This window comes from Acinetobacter harbinensis (assembly GCF_000816495.1).
Lineage (GTDB): Bacteria > Pseudomonadota > Gammaproteobacteria > Pseudomonadales > Moraxellaceae > Acinetobacter > Acinetobacter harbinensis.
Map to the genome: position 1 here is coordinate 1,087,230 of NZ_JXBK01000001.1, position 14,160 is coordinate 1,101,389.

Genomic DNA, 14,160 nt, shown 5'->3' on the forward strand with positions numbered 1-14,160 from the left:
TCAAGAATGATTCAGCATGGTCTTTGGCAGAAATAATTTCACCAATACCCAATTCTTTTTCATGTTGACGGATATAACGCTCAGAGGTAGTGCCAGCAGTGGTGACTAATTTTTTACCTTTTAAATCGGCAAAATCTTTAATGCCAGAATCTTTGGCTGTCATTAAGCGTGAACCGACTTCAAAGAAACCAACCGAGAAATCCACTTGTTGCTGACGTTCTTTGTTGTTGGTGGTCGAGCCGCATTCAAGATCGACTGTGCCATTTGAGACCAAAGGAATACGGTTTTGGCTGGTGACCAAGTTATAACGTACTTTTAAATCAGGCATATTGAGTTTTTGCTTCACCGCGTCGACCACTTTTATTTGTAAGTCATGCGCATAGCCAACCGGTTGAGTCGGGTCGTTGGCAATATAAGAAAAAGGAATAGAGGAGTCGCGGTAGCCTAAAACAATCGTGCCAGATTTTTTAATTTTATCCAGTGTGCCGGCCATTGCTGTATCAGTGGGTTTTGCTGCATCCGTTGCAGCCGGTGCTTTGTTATCATTACATGCTGTTAAGCCAAACATAAAAGCGCTGGCACAAAGTACAGAGGTCATGGTGCGTTTAGAGATCATCGATAAAACTCCTTTTAAGATATGAAGACATGCTGTGTTTATTATCGTGGACTTGATCCGTCTATCCATTTATACACAATTGATGCCATTGTAATTATTCATGCACTACTGCAATCCATTTCATCTTAAGCGACTTGTCTAGCATTGCTCAAGCGAAATTTTTACAGAATTTGTTAAGTATAAATGTTGAAAAAATAAACAGTTTTTGTGCTAAAAGCCCTATGAGTCATGACTTTAGTGGTTGCAATAAACTTGCCAGATTTTCTCTGCTCACGACTAAAGTTCAACGGCTTAAATTAAAAGAAAGCCGAAAAAGAGGTACCGCTTAGATTTATTTATCGAATTACTTGCGCATTGATGGCTTTGGCCCAACGTTTACAGCCACAGCGCGTACATGGCTGATTGTGCTGATTAATTTTTTCCACAGCACCGCAGTACATGCAGGCATAAAGTTGTTCTGGTTCAATCTGATGAACAGGGTGATAGGCTTTAGGAAAAAGCGGCAGACCATAACGGATATCGTCTGGTTTAAACAACAAAATACTGAACTCACCATCTGTTTCTAATAATCCAGCACGGACTTGCCCCAAATGTTCAATGCCTTGTTGGCGCATTTCGGCAAAGAATTCATCGTGGGACATTTTACCTTGTTTGATTTTCTCCAAAACCAACATACCATCTTCCACAATATACAGCGATTTGCCTTCTAGAAAGTCCTCAAAGGGTTGATATTTCATCATCAGCCATGTGGTGAGCCGATACAGAGAAATAATAATCGCCATGATTAACACGGCTTGAATAAGTGGTAAATCTTCAGTAAACATGGGGTCGCCGGCGATAGAGCCGAGCGATAAAATAATGGTCAGTTCAAAAATAGACAGTTGCCGCACGCCACGTTTGCCGGTTAAACGTAAAAATAAGATAATCATGCTAAACATGATCACAACGCGAATACTGATTTCAGCGGCAAATAACCAAGTGGTGTCATGAATAAAGATAGCGGCCCAATCCATGTTGTGCATCCCTTTTATAATTTTGGCTGTGGCTTTATCTTAGCTATTCACAGTGCGCTATATCTGTGTAATTGGGTAAATAATTGCTATCGTTTGAATCACTTAGTGGACTGTTTAAAGATAAAATTTTAGAAAATTAGTCCAGATAAAGTCATTTAAGTGTAATTGACTTCTATTTTCTGAATGGTTTGTGAAGTAAGTTGATCAATTTTTTGTGCATGTTGAATTAAATTGAGTTGATGGGTAATCCATTTTTTCTCCGAAGGTTGGCTTAAGTGTTGCGAAAGAATTTCTTCGGAATGAAACAGCTCAAAGGCCAGTTGGTTTAAATGTTCATCGTAAATATTACTGTGCACAAAAATATGCAGTTCTTTGGCAAAGACCGGCACCAAATTTAAATATTCAGACTCTAATGTGGTGATGGCATCAATTTCATGGTCTTTTTGATGCTGAAATTCTTGTAAAAAGGTCGCGGTGGTATTGCGCAGTTGATAGAGCATGGGCAGCAACACAATAAAAAACTTTTGTTTTTGATGTTGTAAGCTTTGTTGTTCGTATAAACGCTGTTTACGGTCAAAGTAGATAGGCACAGCCACCGCCACAAAAATAGCAATGACAGAGCCAACCGCTTGTACCCAAGCAGCAAGTTCCTGATTAAAGATAAGATTCGCTTGAGTGAGTGCCATATGTTGCTCATCAGTTTTTATTGTTGTGTTTAGTCTAGTCTATATTTGCGCTTTTATCCTGATTTTATAAATATAATTAAATCAAATACTTATTTTAATTTTAATCATTTTAAAAGTACTCATCTAATCGGGAAATATCTAGATGAGTACTTTTGATATTTAGCCATGTTGAGATGGACGTGTCTTAACGGCACTGGCCTTGGGTATTGCCATTCACACGATTTTTAACCGTGATTGGACGCTGCGTATTATTGTCGCATTGTAGATTGCCTTTGATTTGATTCATTTTAACCACAACGTTATGACGGTTTTGTTTGAGTTTCACGTTGCCATTAATGCGGTTTTGATTTAAAGCGATGACCTGACCGCCTTGCAGTTGTACGTTGCCATCAATGCTATTGCCAATGGCGGTGACTTTTTTAAAGTTCGATTTTGACTCTAAGTTGCCATTTATTCGACTATTCTTGACGATTAAAATCGCATTTTTTTGTACCGTAATATTGCCATTAATTTTACTGTTCATGATGTTGCAATGCTGCGTTACTTTAACATTGCCATCAATATTACGGTTGTTGATTGTTCCGTTACAGGTGGTGTCTTTTGCAAATGCAGCAGTGCTGAGCATGGCACAGAGCGAAAGTAGAACCAGTTTTTTCATTACGCGACCTTTATTGTGGTGGGGAGGAGATGTGCTGGAAATTGTATGAAACAGAGCGCGTTAAACGATGGAGATTAAGTGATTTTTTGAAACCAAATGCGCTAATCGTGGATGAATGGACTCAGCATGATGAAATGGATGGGGTCTAGTATGCAGAAACAGCAGCGAGTTAAATTTCAACGCTGTCATCCATTACCAATTATTGCTATAGTTTTTCTTTTGGCTTTTTCCTCCCGATGTCGTTCGATTTAAAACTCAGTGTGCAGCAAGAATCAATAAATCTATCGCCCCAACAAAAAAAGCTCAATCGCCTGATTGCGCAGATTGAACAGCAAAAAATACAACTCGAAATATGGCAACAAGCCCAAGCACAGATTCAACAACAGGCGGCTAAAAGTCTTGTTCCGCTTTATAATGAACTGTATGAAATTTTATTTGGACAGCTCGAACAGTTATGGGGCAGTTTACAGCGTGATGAATTCTCCAAAGCCGATCTGGCACAACTGGATGATAAAATTCAACATCTTGTGAGCATCTTAAACAACTCGCAAGTGCTGTCAGAACTGCAGAGAGCAAAAGTCAGTCAAATTAATGAATTTTACCAACAGCATGCAGAACATACCCAGTCTAAAAAGAACAAGAAAAAGCAGATATTTGAGCGTTATGACCCGACTGAAAATGATGCGCAGTATATAGAGGATGAACCGCTATATTTTGATGCAGAGAATGAGGTTTATGATGAACAGCAGCATCAATTGGAACGTGAACAGCACCGATTAAATCGACAAAAAGAAAAGCGTGAGCAAGCGCAAAAAATGGCAGAGCAATCGCTGCGAATGGTCTATCTTAAAATTGCCGCCATTATTCACCCTGACCGTGAGCAAGATGAACACATTAAAGTTGAAAAAACTGAGCTACTGCAACAGGCGAATCAAGCCTATGAACAGCAAGATTTATTTTATTTGCTGAAACTGCAAATACAGGTGGAGCAGAATAGGGGTACCACCCAAAAAGCTTTAAGCAATGAGCAAATTAAGTTTTATAAACTGGCACTGGATGCACAAAAACAGCAGTTAGACAGTCAAATTGATGAAATTATTGAGTCACTGAATTGGACCAAACAAGCGAAATCGAAAAGTCAAAAGTCCTCAGGCAGCATTCAAATAGCAGATGTGTATAAGCAGTTAGAAGCAGATTGTGTTGTATTAAAACAGCAAATTAAATGGGAAAACGAACGACTCAAACAGATGAGTCGGTTAAAGGGTTTGCAGATGTTGTTGGAGCATGGGGTTTTGTGATTTTAAAGGAACCTCTCCCTAGCCCTCTCCTAAGAGGAGAGGGAACTTCATTGCGTATCAAGTAATTATAAAATTCACAAAGAATTCTCCCTCTCCCTCAGGGAGAGGGTTGGGGTGAGGGTGTTCGAATAATAAAAAGAGGATAAGAATGAAAATAGACCCACAATTATTAGTCTTCGCCAAATCCATGCGCCACACAGCCACTGATGCCGAAAGCCTCATGTGGCAACTTTTACGCGCCAAGCGTTTTATGAATCTGAAATTTCTCCTTCAGCATGTAATTGCGCCCTATATTGTAGATTTTTACTGTCATGAATTGGGTTTGGTGCTTGAGCTTGATGGTAGTCAGCACAATAAGGAAGATGGTCGCGCTTATGATGCTGAACGAACTAAATTTTTAGAGGCTTTGGGATTAAAAGTGGTGCGGTATCGGAATTATGAGGTATTGGAGCAGACGGATGTGGTGTTGGAGGATTTGTGGAATATATGCTCTGAATTATAAACAAATTATTTGAAATGTTTTGATAACCTTTAGATGATAAGCAAGTGTATTATCATAAAAAATTATGTTGCGTTGATAAAAATGGAAATTTTTTTCTTGGAGTTGAAAGACCTTAGTCCTAAAGAAATTTTAGAACTTTTGGATAAAAAAAAGTTAAATAGCAGCTCAAAAAAAGGCGAAATTTGGGAAATTACAAACGAGATCAAACCAATTGATTTATTTTGCTATTTATCAGCAAAATACGGTGACCCTAATGGAATTTTAACAATATTAAAAAATGACAATTCAGATAATTTAATTCATTGGGATTGGATGTTAGATTCCCCTAAAGGATTAGTTCATATTCAAGGACATAACTTCAGAACAGAAATACATGTTAGTGGTGAGGTTATCGAGTCTGGACTAAATAAGTTCGACTTCATTAGCCAAATTAAAGCAGATTTTAAAAATTATGGACAAGGTATATCTATAACTAAAAAGTCCTTAGAAAAATGGACTGAATTTATTAATCCTTATTATCGTATTAAGTCTACGATTGAACAAAGCTTTATAAAGTTAAATGAGCTGAATTTAAACTTAGAGCAAGACCGTATCGATTTAAAGATTACTCAAAATCAATTGGAGTTTGAGGAAGTAAAAGAAAGGTGGACACAAACACTTCAAAAATATGATTTTGCAGTTGGGCAAGTTTTTGGTTTAAGAGCCATGTTACCTGTTATGGCAGAATCTTTTGTAAATTTTTTATTATTTATATTAGCTAGGCCTGAAATTAAATCAAATGACAGACTCTATCAAACAACTATTAGGCAGCCTATTGATATTAGAGTTCAATCACTTCATTTAAATTGTAATGGGTTCTCATCTAATGTTGATTATACTGCTGAAGAATGCAAAAAATTTCAGACTTTGATGAATGAAAGGAATGATCTACTTCATGGTAATGTAAATATAAATAAACAAGCATTTGGAAATGTATATTTTGATAACAAAATGCCTATTTTTGATGAATATGAAGATTTTTGGGAAAAAAGTATAGGTGTATCCATTCGTACTATGAATATTGAATCAATTCATGGTGAATATGAAGTTGTGAAAAATTTCATAAATTATATTTTAAGTAAATTAAATGAGAATATTAAAGAACAAATAGAACATCTTTTAGAAACATCTAGATTAGGCTTTAATGAGGAAACAAAAAGGGTAGGTATTTTATTTTCACCTTATCTAGTTGATATGAGAGGATTTACCAAATAAGAAATAAAGGGCTGAATAATCAGCCCTTATCTTATAGATTAAAATGTGAACTTTAAAGCATTAAAGCGCCGCAATCTGATCCATATTCGCTTTAATTTTCACGAGCTGATCTGCAAATTCAGCCAATTTGACTTTTTCGCCTTCAACCACCGCGGCAGGGGCTTTTGCCACAAAACCTTCATTGGAAAGTTTTCCGGCAATTTGGTCATGCTGCTTTTGAACTTTATCAAAGTCTTTTTGCAAACGACCCAATTCTGCTTTCGGGTCAATTAAACCCTTCATTGGCACAAAGACAGACACATGACCGACCACACTGGATGAAGACAATGGTGGCTGTTCAGCATCGGTTAAGAAAGTAATGCTTTCCACTTTAGCCAAGGCTTTCACCAACGGTTCAATACGGGCAATCTGTGCTTTTTCAGCATCGGTGGTGTTCTGTAACAATACAGGCAATAAACGTGCATTGCCTAAGCCCATTTCACCGCGAATATTACGTACTGCACCAATTAAACCTTGCAGCCACAGCATATCGGCTTCAGCTTGATCATTAATCTTCGCTGGGTCGGAAATTGGATATTGCGCAGTCATAATGGTGTCGCCGCCCAAACCAATCATTGGGGCAAGGGTCTGCCAAATTTCTTCGGTCAAATATGGCATGATTGGGTGTGCAAGACGCAGTGAGGCTTCCATCACCGCAAGCAATACGCGGCGTACTTCGGCTTTACGTTCTTCACTGATATTTTCATCATTCAGAACCGGTTTGGTTAGTTCAACATACCAGTCGCAATATTCATTCCAAATGAACTCATAAATCGCTTGTGCCGCTAAATCTAAACGATACGTCGCAAAGGCTTGATGTACTGCCGCTTCCGCTTTTTGCAAACGGCTGATGATCCATTGTTCAGGCAATTCCCAAAGATCAGGACGCGCTTCTTGACCAACAGTCTGACCTTCCACGTTCATGAGTACAAAACGGGTACCGTTCCAAATTTTATTGGCAAAGTTACGGTAACCTTCAACACGTTTCATGTCGAATTTAATGTCACGACCGGTGTTGGCTAGTGCGCAGAAGGTGAAACGTACTGCATCGGTACCGTAAGCTTGAATACCTTCTGGGAATTCTTTACGAGTTGATTTTTCAATCTTCGCCGCTTGTTTCGGATTCATCAGACCCGTGGTACGTTTTTTGACTAAAGTTTCTAAATCCACACCGTCAATTAAATCTAAAGGATCAAGCACGTTGCCTTTAGATTTTGACATTTTCTGACCTTCACCATCACGCACCAAACCATGCACATACACGGTTTTAAACGGCACTTGCGGCGTACCATCTTCATTTTTCATGAAGTGCATGGTCATCATGATCATGCGCGCCACCCAGAAGAAGATGATGTCAAAACCGGTCACCAACACATCGGTTGAATGGAAAGTATTGAGGAAATAGTTTTCCGCATCTTTTTTGGCATCACCCGTCCAATCTAAGGTCGAGAACGTCCATAAACCGGATGAGAACCAAGTGTCGAGTACATCTTCATCTTGATTGAGGATGATATCCGCGGCCAAATTGTTTTCAGCACGGACTTCCGCTTCATTACGACCGACATAAATGTTGCCATCGACATCGTACCAGGCCGGAATGCGATGACCCCACCACAATTGACGTGAAATACACCAGTCTTGAATGTTGTTCATCCATGCCATGTACATGTTGCTGTACTGCTCTGGCACAAATTTAATTTCGCCATCTTTAACGGCTTTAATGGCCGGTTCTGCCAATGGCGCAATTTTCACATACCATTGATCGGTCAAGAGTGGCTCAACAATCACGCCTGAACGGTCACCGCGTGGTGCTTTCAAGTCATACGGTTGAATTTGTTCGAGCCAACCTTCCGCTTGCGCTTGTTCCACTAATTTTTTACGTGCAGCAAAACGCTCTAAACCAATATATTCAGCAGGTGCAGCAATGGTTTTTGAGATTTGCTCGCCCGCTTTGGCAATAAACTCAAACTCCGCCAACACTTCGGCATTTTTGTTGAAGATATTGATCACCGGTAATTCACAGCGCTTCCCGACTTCATAGTCATTGAAGTCATGCGCTGGGGTGATTTTGACACAGCCGGTACCGAACTCTTTTTCAACATAGTCATCGGCAACAATCGGTATTAGACGACCTGAAATTGGCAGTACGATATTTTTGCCGACCAAGTGCGCATAGCGTTCATCTTCTGGATGTACTGCCACTGCGGAGTCACCGAGTAAGGTTTCTGGACGCGTGGTGGCAACCACCAAATAATCTTTGCCATCTTGAGTGCGTAGTGACTGATCTTCAAAGAAATATTTAAAGTGCCACAGTGAACCTTTTTCTTCTACCGATTCCACTTCTAAATCAGACAGGGCAGTTTGTAGTTTTGGATCCCAATTGACCAGACGTTTACCGCGGTAAATCAGACCTTCTTTATGCAAACGCACAAACACTTCTTTCACTGCATTGGATAAACCATCATCCATGGTGAAGCGTTCACGTGACCAATCCACAGATGAGCCTAAACGACGAATTTGGTTGGTAATATTATTACCCGATTGTTCTTTCCATTCCCAAATTTTGTCGATGAATTTTTCACGACCCAAATCATGACGGCTAATGTCTTGTGCCGCCAATTGGCGTTCCACCACCATTTGCGTTGCAATACCGGCGTGATCTGTGCCCGGTTGCCACAAGGTATTTTTACCCATCATGCGGTTATAACGCGTCAAGGCATCCATAATGGCATTGTTAAAACCATGACCCATGTGCAAGCTACCTGTGACGTTAGGCGGCGGAATCATGATGGAAAATGCATCGCCTTTTTGAGACGGTTTAAAGTAACCGTTGTCTTCCCAAGTTTTGTACCATTTTTTCTCGATCTCGGTAGGATCGTAAGTCGTAGCAATATTTTGCGCAGAATCAGTCATAGTTAGAACAGATCAAAAGTGAATAAAAAATTAGATCTATTGTAGCAAGAAAATCAACAATTAGGCATGTTCAGCAAATGCAAACTTTATGCAATTGGCAGCGCTGTCATAACTGCTTTATGATGAGGCTTTATAACAACAAGACCTCAAATAATTCTAATCAGGACAGCCGCAGCATGAATGACCGTATTTCTTTAAAGTTAAGCCTACAAAGCTATCAACGTTTTGAGCAACTGCATCAGCAATTTAATAGCGCTCATAGTCAAAGCCTCGCGCAACCTTTGGGTGCGGTATTGGCCGATATCTCTGTTGAAATTATCGAGCAAGTGTTTGGGGAAATCGCCCGTGCGTCAACCTCGGACGATCAAGAGTCAGAAAAAGTGCTGCAACAAATTCTAGCCACTTTGCGTAAATATATGCCGTGGTCCGTGTCTTTACTGGGTAATGAGCGCTTAACCCCGATGGTCAATTATCTACAGCAGCTAATCTATACCGAACATGAGCAAGCTTATATTTGCTATCCAGTGGATCATCTGTTGGTACTGGAATTTTTAGAATGTATCCAACAAATGCAGCAGGGCAATACGCAGTATCTCTCGCCAGCTTTAAAAGCCTTTATCCAAGTGGTCGATCAAGGGGTCAGTTGCCTGATCCGTCAGCCTAAAAAAATATTAAAATTTAATCTGGTGGTGGATAAAACCTTAAGCGGGGTGATTCAGTTAACCACCCAACTGGGCTATAAGCGTTTAGAAAAACTGGCGATGCAAGATAATCCGCAAACCACGCAGCATTATTTTGAGCATTTTTTACGGTTTTTACAGCGCAAACCAAAATCTTTAGCCATTTAAACCCATTCAATAGTCACTCAACTTAAGCACAAAAATAGGAACCATGATATGAAACAGCGGAGCAATTTAGCGCATAAAGTGGTATGGATTACCGGTGCATCTTCAGGTTTAGGCAAAGCTTTGGCGCAGCACTGTGCTTTACACGGTGCCGAAGTTATTCTTATGGCGCGTCGTTTAACAGAGCTTGAAAAGGTGCGACAAAGCCTGAGCGATCCGCATCGGCATATATGTATTGCCGCCGATATTACCGATGAAAACCAAGTACGCCATGCTTATGAGCAGGTGCTGGCTGAAAAAGGTCGGGTCGATTGGCTGATTAATAATGCCGGCTTGAGTCAGCGTGCGCTCATTGCCGATACCAGTATGCAGACTGAACGCGCAATTATGGAAGTGGATTATTTCTCGCAAGTGTTTTTAACCAAAACAGTGTTACCACTCTTTTTAAAGCAAAAATATGGCCGTATTATTTTTGTCTCTAGTGTTGCCGGTTTGTTGGGCACGCAGTACCGCGCCTCTTATTCCGCCGCCAAAGCTGCCATTCATATGTGGGCCAACAGTTTGCGCGCTGAAGTGGCGGCACAAGGCGTACAAGTTTCAGTGGTGTTCCCCGGTTTTGTGAAAACCAATGTCTCATTTAATGCCTTAGATGGTGCGGGTAAGCCACAAGGGCATCAAGATGCTGCAATTGAAAATGGTCTAGAACCGCAAGCCTTTGCACAGCTTGTGGTGGATGCCTTACTTCAGCATGAAGAATATATTGTGGTCGGTGGGCGTAAAGAGAAATTAGGCGTACTGATGTCCAGATTGTCACCCAAAACATTGTATAAAATGATTCGTAAAATAAAAGTGAAATGAGTCTGAGGCAGCTAAAAAAGCCTCATTGCAGTGCAGTGGGGGTAAAGGTTCGGTTTGGGTACTGTAAACGTTAGGCAGCAAAATCAATTAGACGGTTTGCCTGACTGATTGCCTGATCATGCGAAATGATCTGTGTGTGCGGCCTTGCGCGATATCCCGTATTTTTGTCGAGTAAAGTTGTCCTGCCATGTTTGAATACAGCAGGACAGTATTTTATTTGCAGTGCAGCTGCAGGATGGCTGTACCATAAGCCAAGACTTCGACCATGCCGCCTTGCATGCCCAATTCTGTGGTGCTTAAGCGCACGCCCATAATATGCGTTGCGCCATTTTTTTCAGCTTGCAGTTTTAAACGTACAATGGCCTCGCGTCGACCACGTTCCAGCACACTTTCATAGTGGGTTAAACGACCACCGAAAAAGTTTTGAATATTGGCCAAGACATATTTAAAGTAGTCATGTGAAATCACCACATTGCTGCTAATCAAATGTCCTGCATCCGCTGAGGTTTGAAAGCGGCTATTGTCCAGTGTGATATAAGCCAGACGCTGCTCTTGCTCAGCCAAGGCATCTAAATGCTTTTTTTCAGTATGTCGACCAAAACCCCAACCAATGGCAAATAAAATCACAAAGATAATAATTTTAAAAATTAAAGCATCCATTGCTTAGCCTTCGCTCGTAAACGGATCAGGCAATTTTGGGCTATTTTTTTCAACCACCACAGCGGTGCCATATACAAACAGCTCTGAGGCACCTTGTGCAATGTTTGAGGTCGAAAAGCGAATTCCCACCACGGCATTGGCGCCGATAGATTGTGCTTTGCTGATCATTCGATTCATGGCTTCTTGACGCGACTCTTCTAGCAGTTCGGTATACGCCGTGAGTTCGCCGCCCACAATGTTTTTTAAGCCCGCCATGAAGTCACGGCCCACGTGTTTACTGCGTACAGTACTGCCATAAACCACATCAATTTGGCGCAAAATGGTGTGTGCCGGTACCGATTCTAAATTACTGAGCAGCATGTTTGATTGTCAACGAAAAGAGATTGCACTGAAGATAGGAAATTAGAGCTTAAAAAGCAATCAAAAAAGCCTGCATGGTGCAGGCTTTTTCTTCAGGCTTGAAAAGAATTAGGCTTTATTGTGCGTAGCGCTCAGCGCTCAGCGCTAGACGGCTGTTGTGCCGGTGTATCCGCGGTATTGGCTTTTACACCACCACCTAGGGTTTTATACACTTCCACTTGGTTATTCATGTTGGCTTGTTCAAGCAACAATAAACCTTGTTCAGCGGCATACGAAGTACGCTGCGCATCCAATACGGTTAAATAGCTATCAATACCAGCACGGAAGCGAGCATTGGACAGTTTGTAGGTCACATTGGTGGCATCAACCAAACGACGCTGCGCCGCTAAACGATCACCGATGTTTTGACGTACTGCCAAGGCATCGTTGACTTCACGAAAAGCCGATTGAATCGATTTTTCATAATCCGATAGGGCAATTTGCTGATCGGTTTCTGAAATTTTGATGTTGGCTTGACGCGTGCCCCAATCGAAAATAGGCAAATCAATACTTGGTCCAATCGACCAAATAAAGCCGCCCGATTTAAACAAATCGCTTAAGCTGGTAGAAGCATAGCCTGCATTTCCAGTCAAACTAATGGTGGGGAACAAGCGTGCTTTAGCTGCAGCAATATTAGCGCCTGCCGCAGAGAGTTTGTATTCAGAGGCACGAATATCCGGACGATTATTCAGTAAATCACTCGGTAAACCGGCACTCAGCACATTGCTTTGGCTAATGCGAGTAATCCGTTGATTGGGCAACAAGTTGGCTGGCACTTGCTCACCCACCAGTAAATTGAGCAAGTTTTTGGCTTGCGCAATTTGCGTCTTGTAATTCGCAACATCATTACGTGCAGTTTCTACAGAAATTTGTGCCTGACGAACAGGAACTTCACTGTCGATACCCACATCGAAACGTTTTTTGTTGAGATTAAAAGACTCAAGTTGTGCTTTGAGTGTTTGATCTGCAAGTTTTAAATTTGCATTTGCAAACGAGTAGGATAACCACGCTTGTGCCACTTGACCCACCAGTGCAATTTGCGTTGCATCACGTGCACTTGAGGTTGCCAAGTAAGTGTCTAAAGCATTGTCTTTTAAACTGCGGACACGTCCCCAGAAATCCAATTCATATGCTGTAACACCCAAACCAACATTGTAGCTGGTCATCGCGCCATTGGTGTTAAGCGTGTCTTGACGAAGCACGCCACCACTGGCACCAATAGTGGGTAACTGATTGTTCTGAGTAATTTGATATTGCTGCTGCGCGCGTTGAATATTCAAAGTTGAAATACGCAAATCACGGTTATTGGCGACAGCCAAATCTAGCACTTGTAATAAGCGCTGATCAGAGAAAAAGTCTTTATAGCCTTTTTCAGCAATAGAAGGACCAGCAGTTGGGGCGATATACCCTTGTTCTGGAATATTGGCTTGAGCCACCGGCTCTGGACCACGCATGCTTTGACAAGCTGTCAAAGCAAGCGCAAGTGCAGATACCGCAATGCTACGACCTGAAACAGACCATACCTTGTGCATCACGAGATTTGCTCCTGATTATTTGGTTTTTTAGGTTTGTATTTAAAGATACTTCGAATCCAGACATAGAATACAGGAATAAAGAAGATACCCAATAAAGTTGAACTGATTACGCCACCCAGTACACCATAGCCGACTGAGTGCTGGCTACCTGCACCGGCACCTGAAGAAAGTGCAAGCGGAAGGACACCAAAACCAAAGGCCAAAGTGGTCATAATGATTGGACGCAAACGCATTTTTGCTGCATGTAATGTTGCTTCAAGTAAAGGTTCGCCGTGATCTTCTTGAAGTTCTTTTGCAAACTCTACAATCAAGATTGCATTTTTTGCAGCCAAACCAATGACCGCAATAATCGCTACTTGGAAGTAAATATTATTCGACAAGTTTGGATCATTAAGCAGCACCATGCCTAGATAAGTCAAACCTACTGCACCGACAATACCTAAAGGAATAACCATAAGGACTGAGAAGGGAATAGACCAACTTTCATAAAGTGCAGCAAGACATAAGAATACGATTAACATAGATAACGCATACAGTCCGGCTGTTTGCGACCCTGCTTCACGTTCTTCTAAAGACAAACCAGTCCATTCATAGTCAAAACCATTCATTCCCATTTCAGGAAGTTTGGCAATAATTTCTTCCATAGCAATCATGGCATCACCAGAACTGATACCAGCAGCAGGTGTTCCTTGAATGTTCACTGATGAAATACCGTTATAACGTTCAAGACGTGGTGAACCATAAGTCCATTCACCTGTTGCAAAAGCAGAGAATGGAACCATTTGACCAGCATTATTACGTACATACCACTTGTTTAAATCTTCAGGCATCATACGTGCATCGGGTACGGCTTGAACATAAACTTTCTTCACACGACCGCGATC

General features: G+C 41.1%; 13 protein-coding genes and 1 pseudogene. 5 read left to right on the forward strand and 9 right to left on the reverse strand.

Going from position 1 to position 14,160, the window contains the following annotated elements; genetic code table 11:
* The 4 genes and pseudogenes from SE27_RS05040 to SE27_RS05055 form a co-directional block, all read right to left on the reverse strand.
* Positions 1-616: pseudogene (locus SE27_RS05040) on the reverse strand (transporter substrate-binding domain-containing protein); the annotation flags it as partial.
* Positions 617-951: 335 nt separating this feature from the next.
* Positions 952-1,629: a DUF421 domain-containing protein gene (locus tag SE27_RS05045; RefSeq protein WP_039621428.1), complete on the reverse strand. Its 678-nt coding sequence runs from the start codon at positions 1,627-1,629 to the stop codon at positions 952-954.
* 155 nt (positions 1,630-1,784) lie between these two features.
* Positions 1,785-2,315 (reverse strand): hypothetical protein, encoded by a 531-nt coding sequence (locus SE27_RS05050; RefSeq protein ID WP_039621430.1) that lies wholly within the window; start codon positions 2,313-2,315, stop codon positions 1,785-1,787.
* Between the two features lie 184 nt (positions 2,316-2,499).
* Positions 2,500-2,973, reverse strand: coding sequence for a hypothetical protein (locus SE27_RS05055; RefSeq protein WP_039621431.1), 474 nt, complete (start codon positions 2,971-2,973; stop codon positions 2,500-2,502).
* A 236-nt stretch (positions 2,974-3,209) separates the two neighbouring features.
* On the opposite strand from SE27_RS05055, the gene SE27_RS05060 reads away from it, so the two are divergent.
* The 3 genes from SE27_RS05060 (at position 3,210) to SE27_RS05070 (ending at position 6,027) form a co-directional block, all read left to right on the forward strand.
* Complete coding sequence (locus SE27_RS05060; RefSeq protein WP_039621433.1) at positions 3,210-4,271, forward strand: hypothetical protein; 1,062 nt, start codon at positions 3,210-3,212, stop codon at positions 4,269-4,271.
* Positions 4,272-4,419: 148 nt separating this feature from the next.
* A complete protein-coding gene (locus tag SE27_RS05065) occupies positions 4,420-4,773 on the forward strand; it encodes an endonuclease domain-containing protein (protein ID WP_039621435.1) in 354 nt (117 codons plus the stop codon).
* Positions 4,774-4,854: 81 nt separating this feature from the next.
* Positions 4,855-6,027, forward strand: coding sequence for a hypothetical protein (locus SE27_RS05070; RefSeq protein WP_039623812.1), 1,173 nt, complete (start codon positions 4,855-4,857; stop codon positions 6,025-6,027).
* 60 nt (positions 6,028-6,087) lie between these two features.
* Here the strand turns inward: SE27_RS05070 and SE27_RS05075 are convergent, their stop codons facing one another.
* On the reverse strand, positions 6,088-8,979 hold the full coding sequence (locus SE27_RS05075) for a valine--tRNA ligase (protein WP_039621437.1): 2,892 nt from the start codon (positions 8,977-8,979) through the stop codon (positions 6,088-6,090).
* A gap of 176 nt (positions 8,980-9,155) precedes the next feature.
* Between SE27_RS05075 and SE27_RS05080 the strand changes: the two genes are divergently transcribed.
* Both SE27_RS05080 and SE27_RS05085 read left to right on the forward strand, forming a co-directional pair.
* On the forward strand, positions 9,156-9,827 hold the full coding sequence (locus SE27_RS05080) for a hypothetical protein (RefSeq protein WP_039621439.1): 672 nt from the start codon (positions 9,156-9,158) through the stop codon (positions 9,825-9,827).
* 48 nt (positions 9,828-9,875) lie between these two features.
* Positions 9,876-10,682, forward strand: coding sequence for an SDR family oxidoreductase (locus tag SE27_RS05085; protein WP_039621441.1), 807 nt, complete (start codon positions 9,876-9,878; stop codon positions 10,680-10,682).
* Positions 10,683-10,895: 213 nt separating this feature from the next.
* On the opposite strand, the gene SE27_RS05090 is transcribed toward SE27_RS05085, so the two are convergent.
* From SE27_RS05090 to SE27_RS14420, 4 genes are all read right to left on the reverse strand, one after another.
* The gene (locus tag SE27_RS05090; protein ID WP_039621443.1) at positions 10,896-11,342 is read right to left on the reverse strand and encodes a YbjQ family protein; all 447 of its coding nucleotides are present in this window, start codon (positions 11,340-11,342) and stop codon (positions 10,896-10,898) included.
* Positions 11,343-11,345: 3 nt separating this feature from the next.
* On the reverse strand, positions 11,346-11,702 hold the full coding sequence (locus SE27_RS05095; protein WP_039621446.1) for a YbjQ family protein: 357 nt from the start codon (positions 11,700-11,702) through the stop codon (positions 11,346-11,348).
* A 131-nt stretch (positions 11,703-11,833) separates the two neighbouring features.
* A complete protein-coding gene (gene adeK / locus SE27_RS05100; protein ID WP_039621448.1) occupies positions 11,834-13,273 on the reverse strand; it encodes a multidrug efflux RND transporter AdeIJK outer membrane channel subunit AdeK in 1,440 nt (479 codons plus the stop codon).
* A partial coding sequence (locus SE27_RS14420; protein ID WP_455549968.1) for an efflux RND transporter permease subunit occupies positions 13,273-14,160 on the reverse strand: 888 nt, incomplete at its 5' end. The genes SE27_RS14420 and adeK, both read right to left, overlap by 1 nt.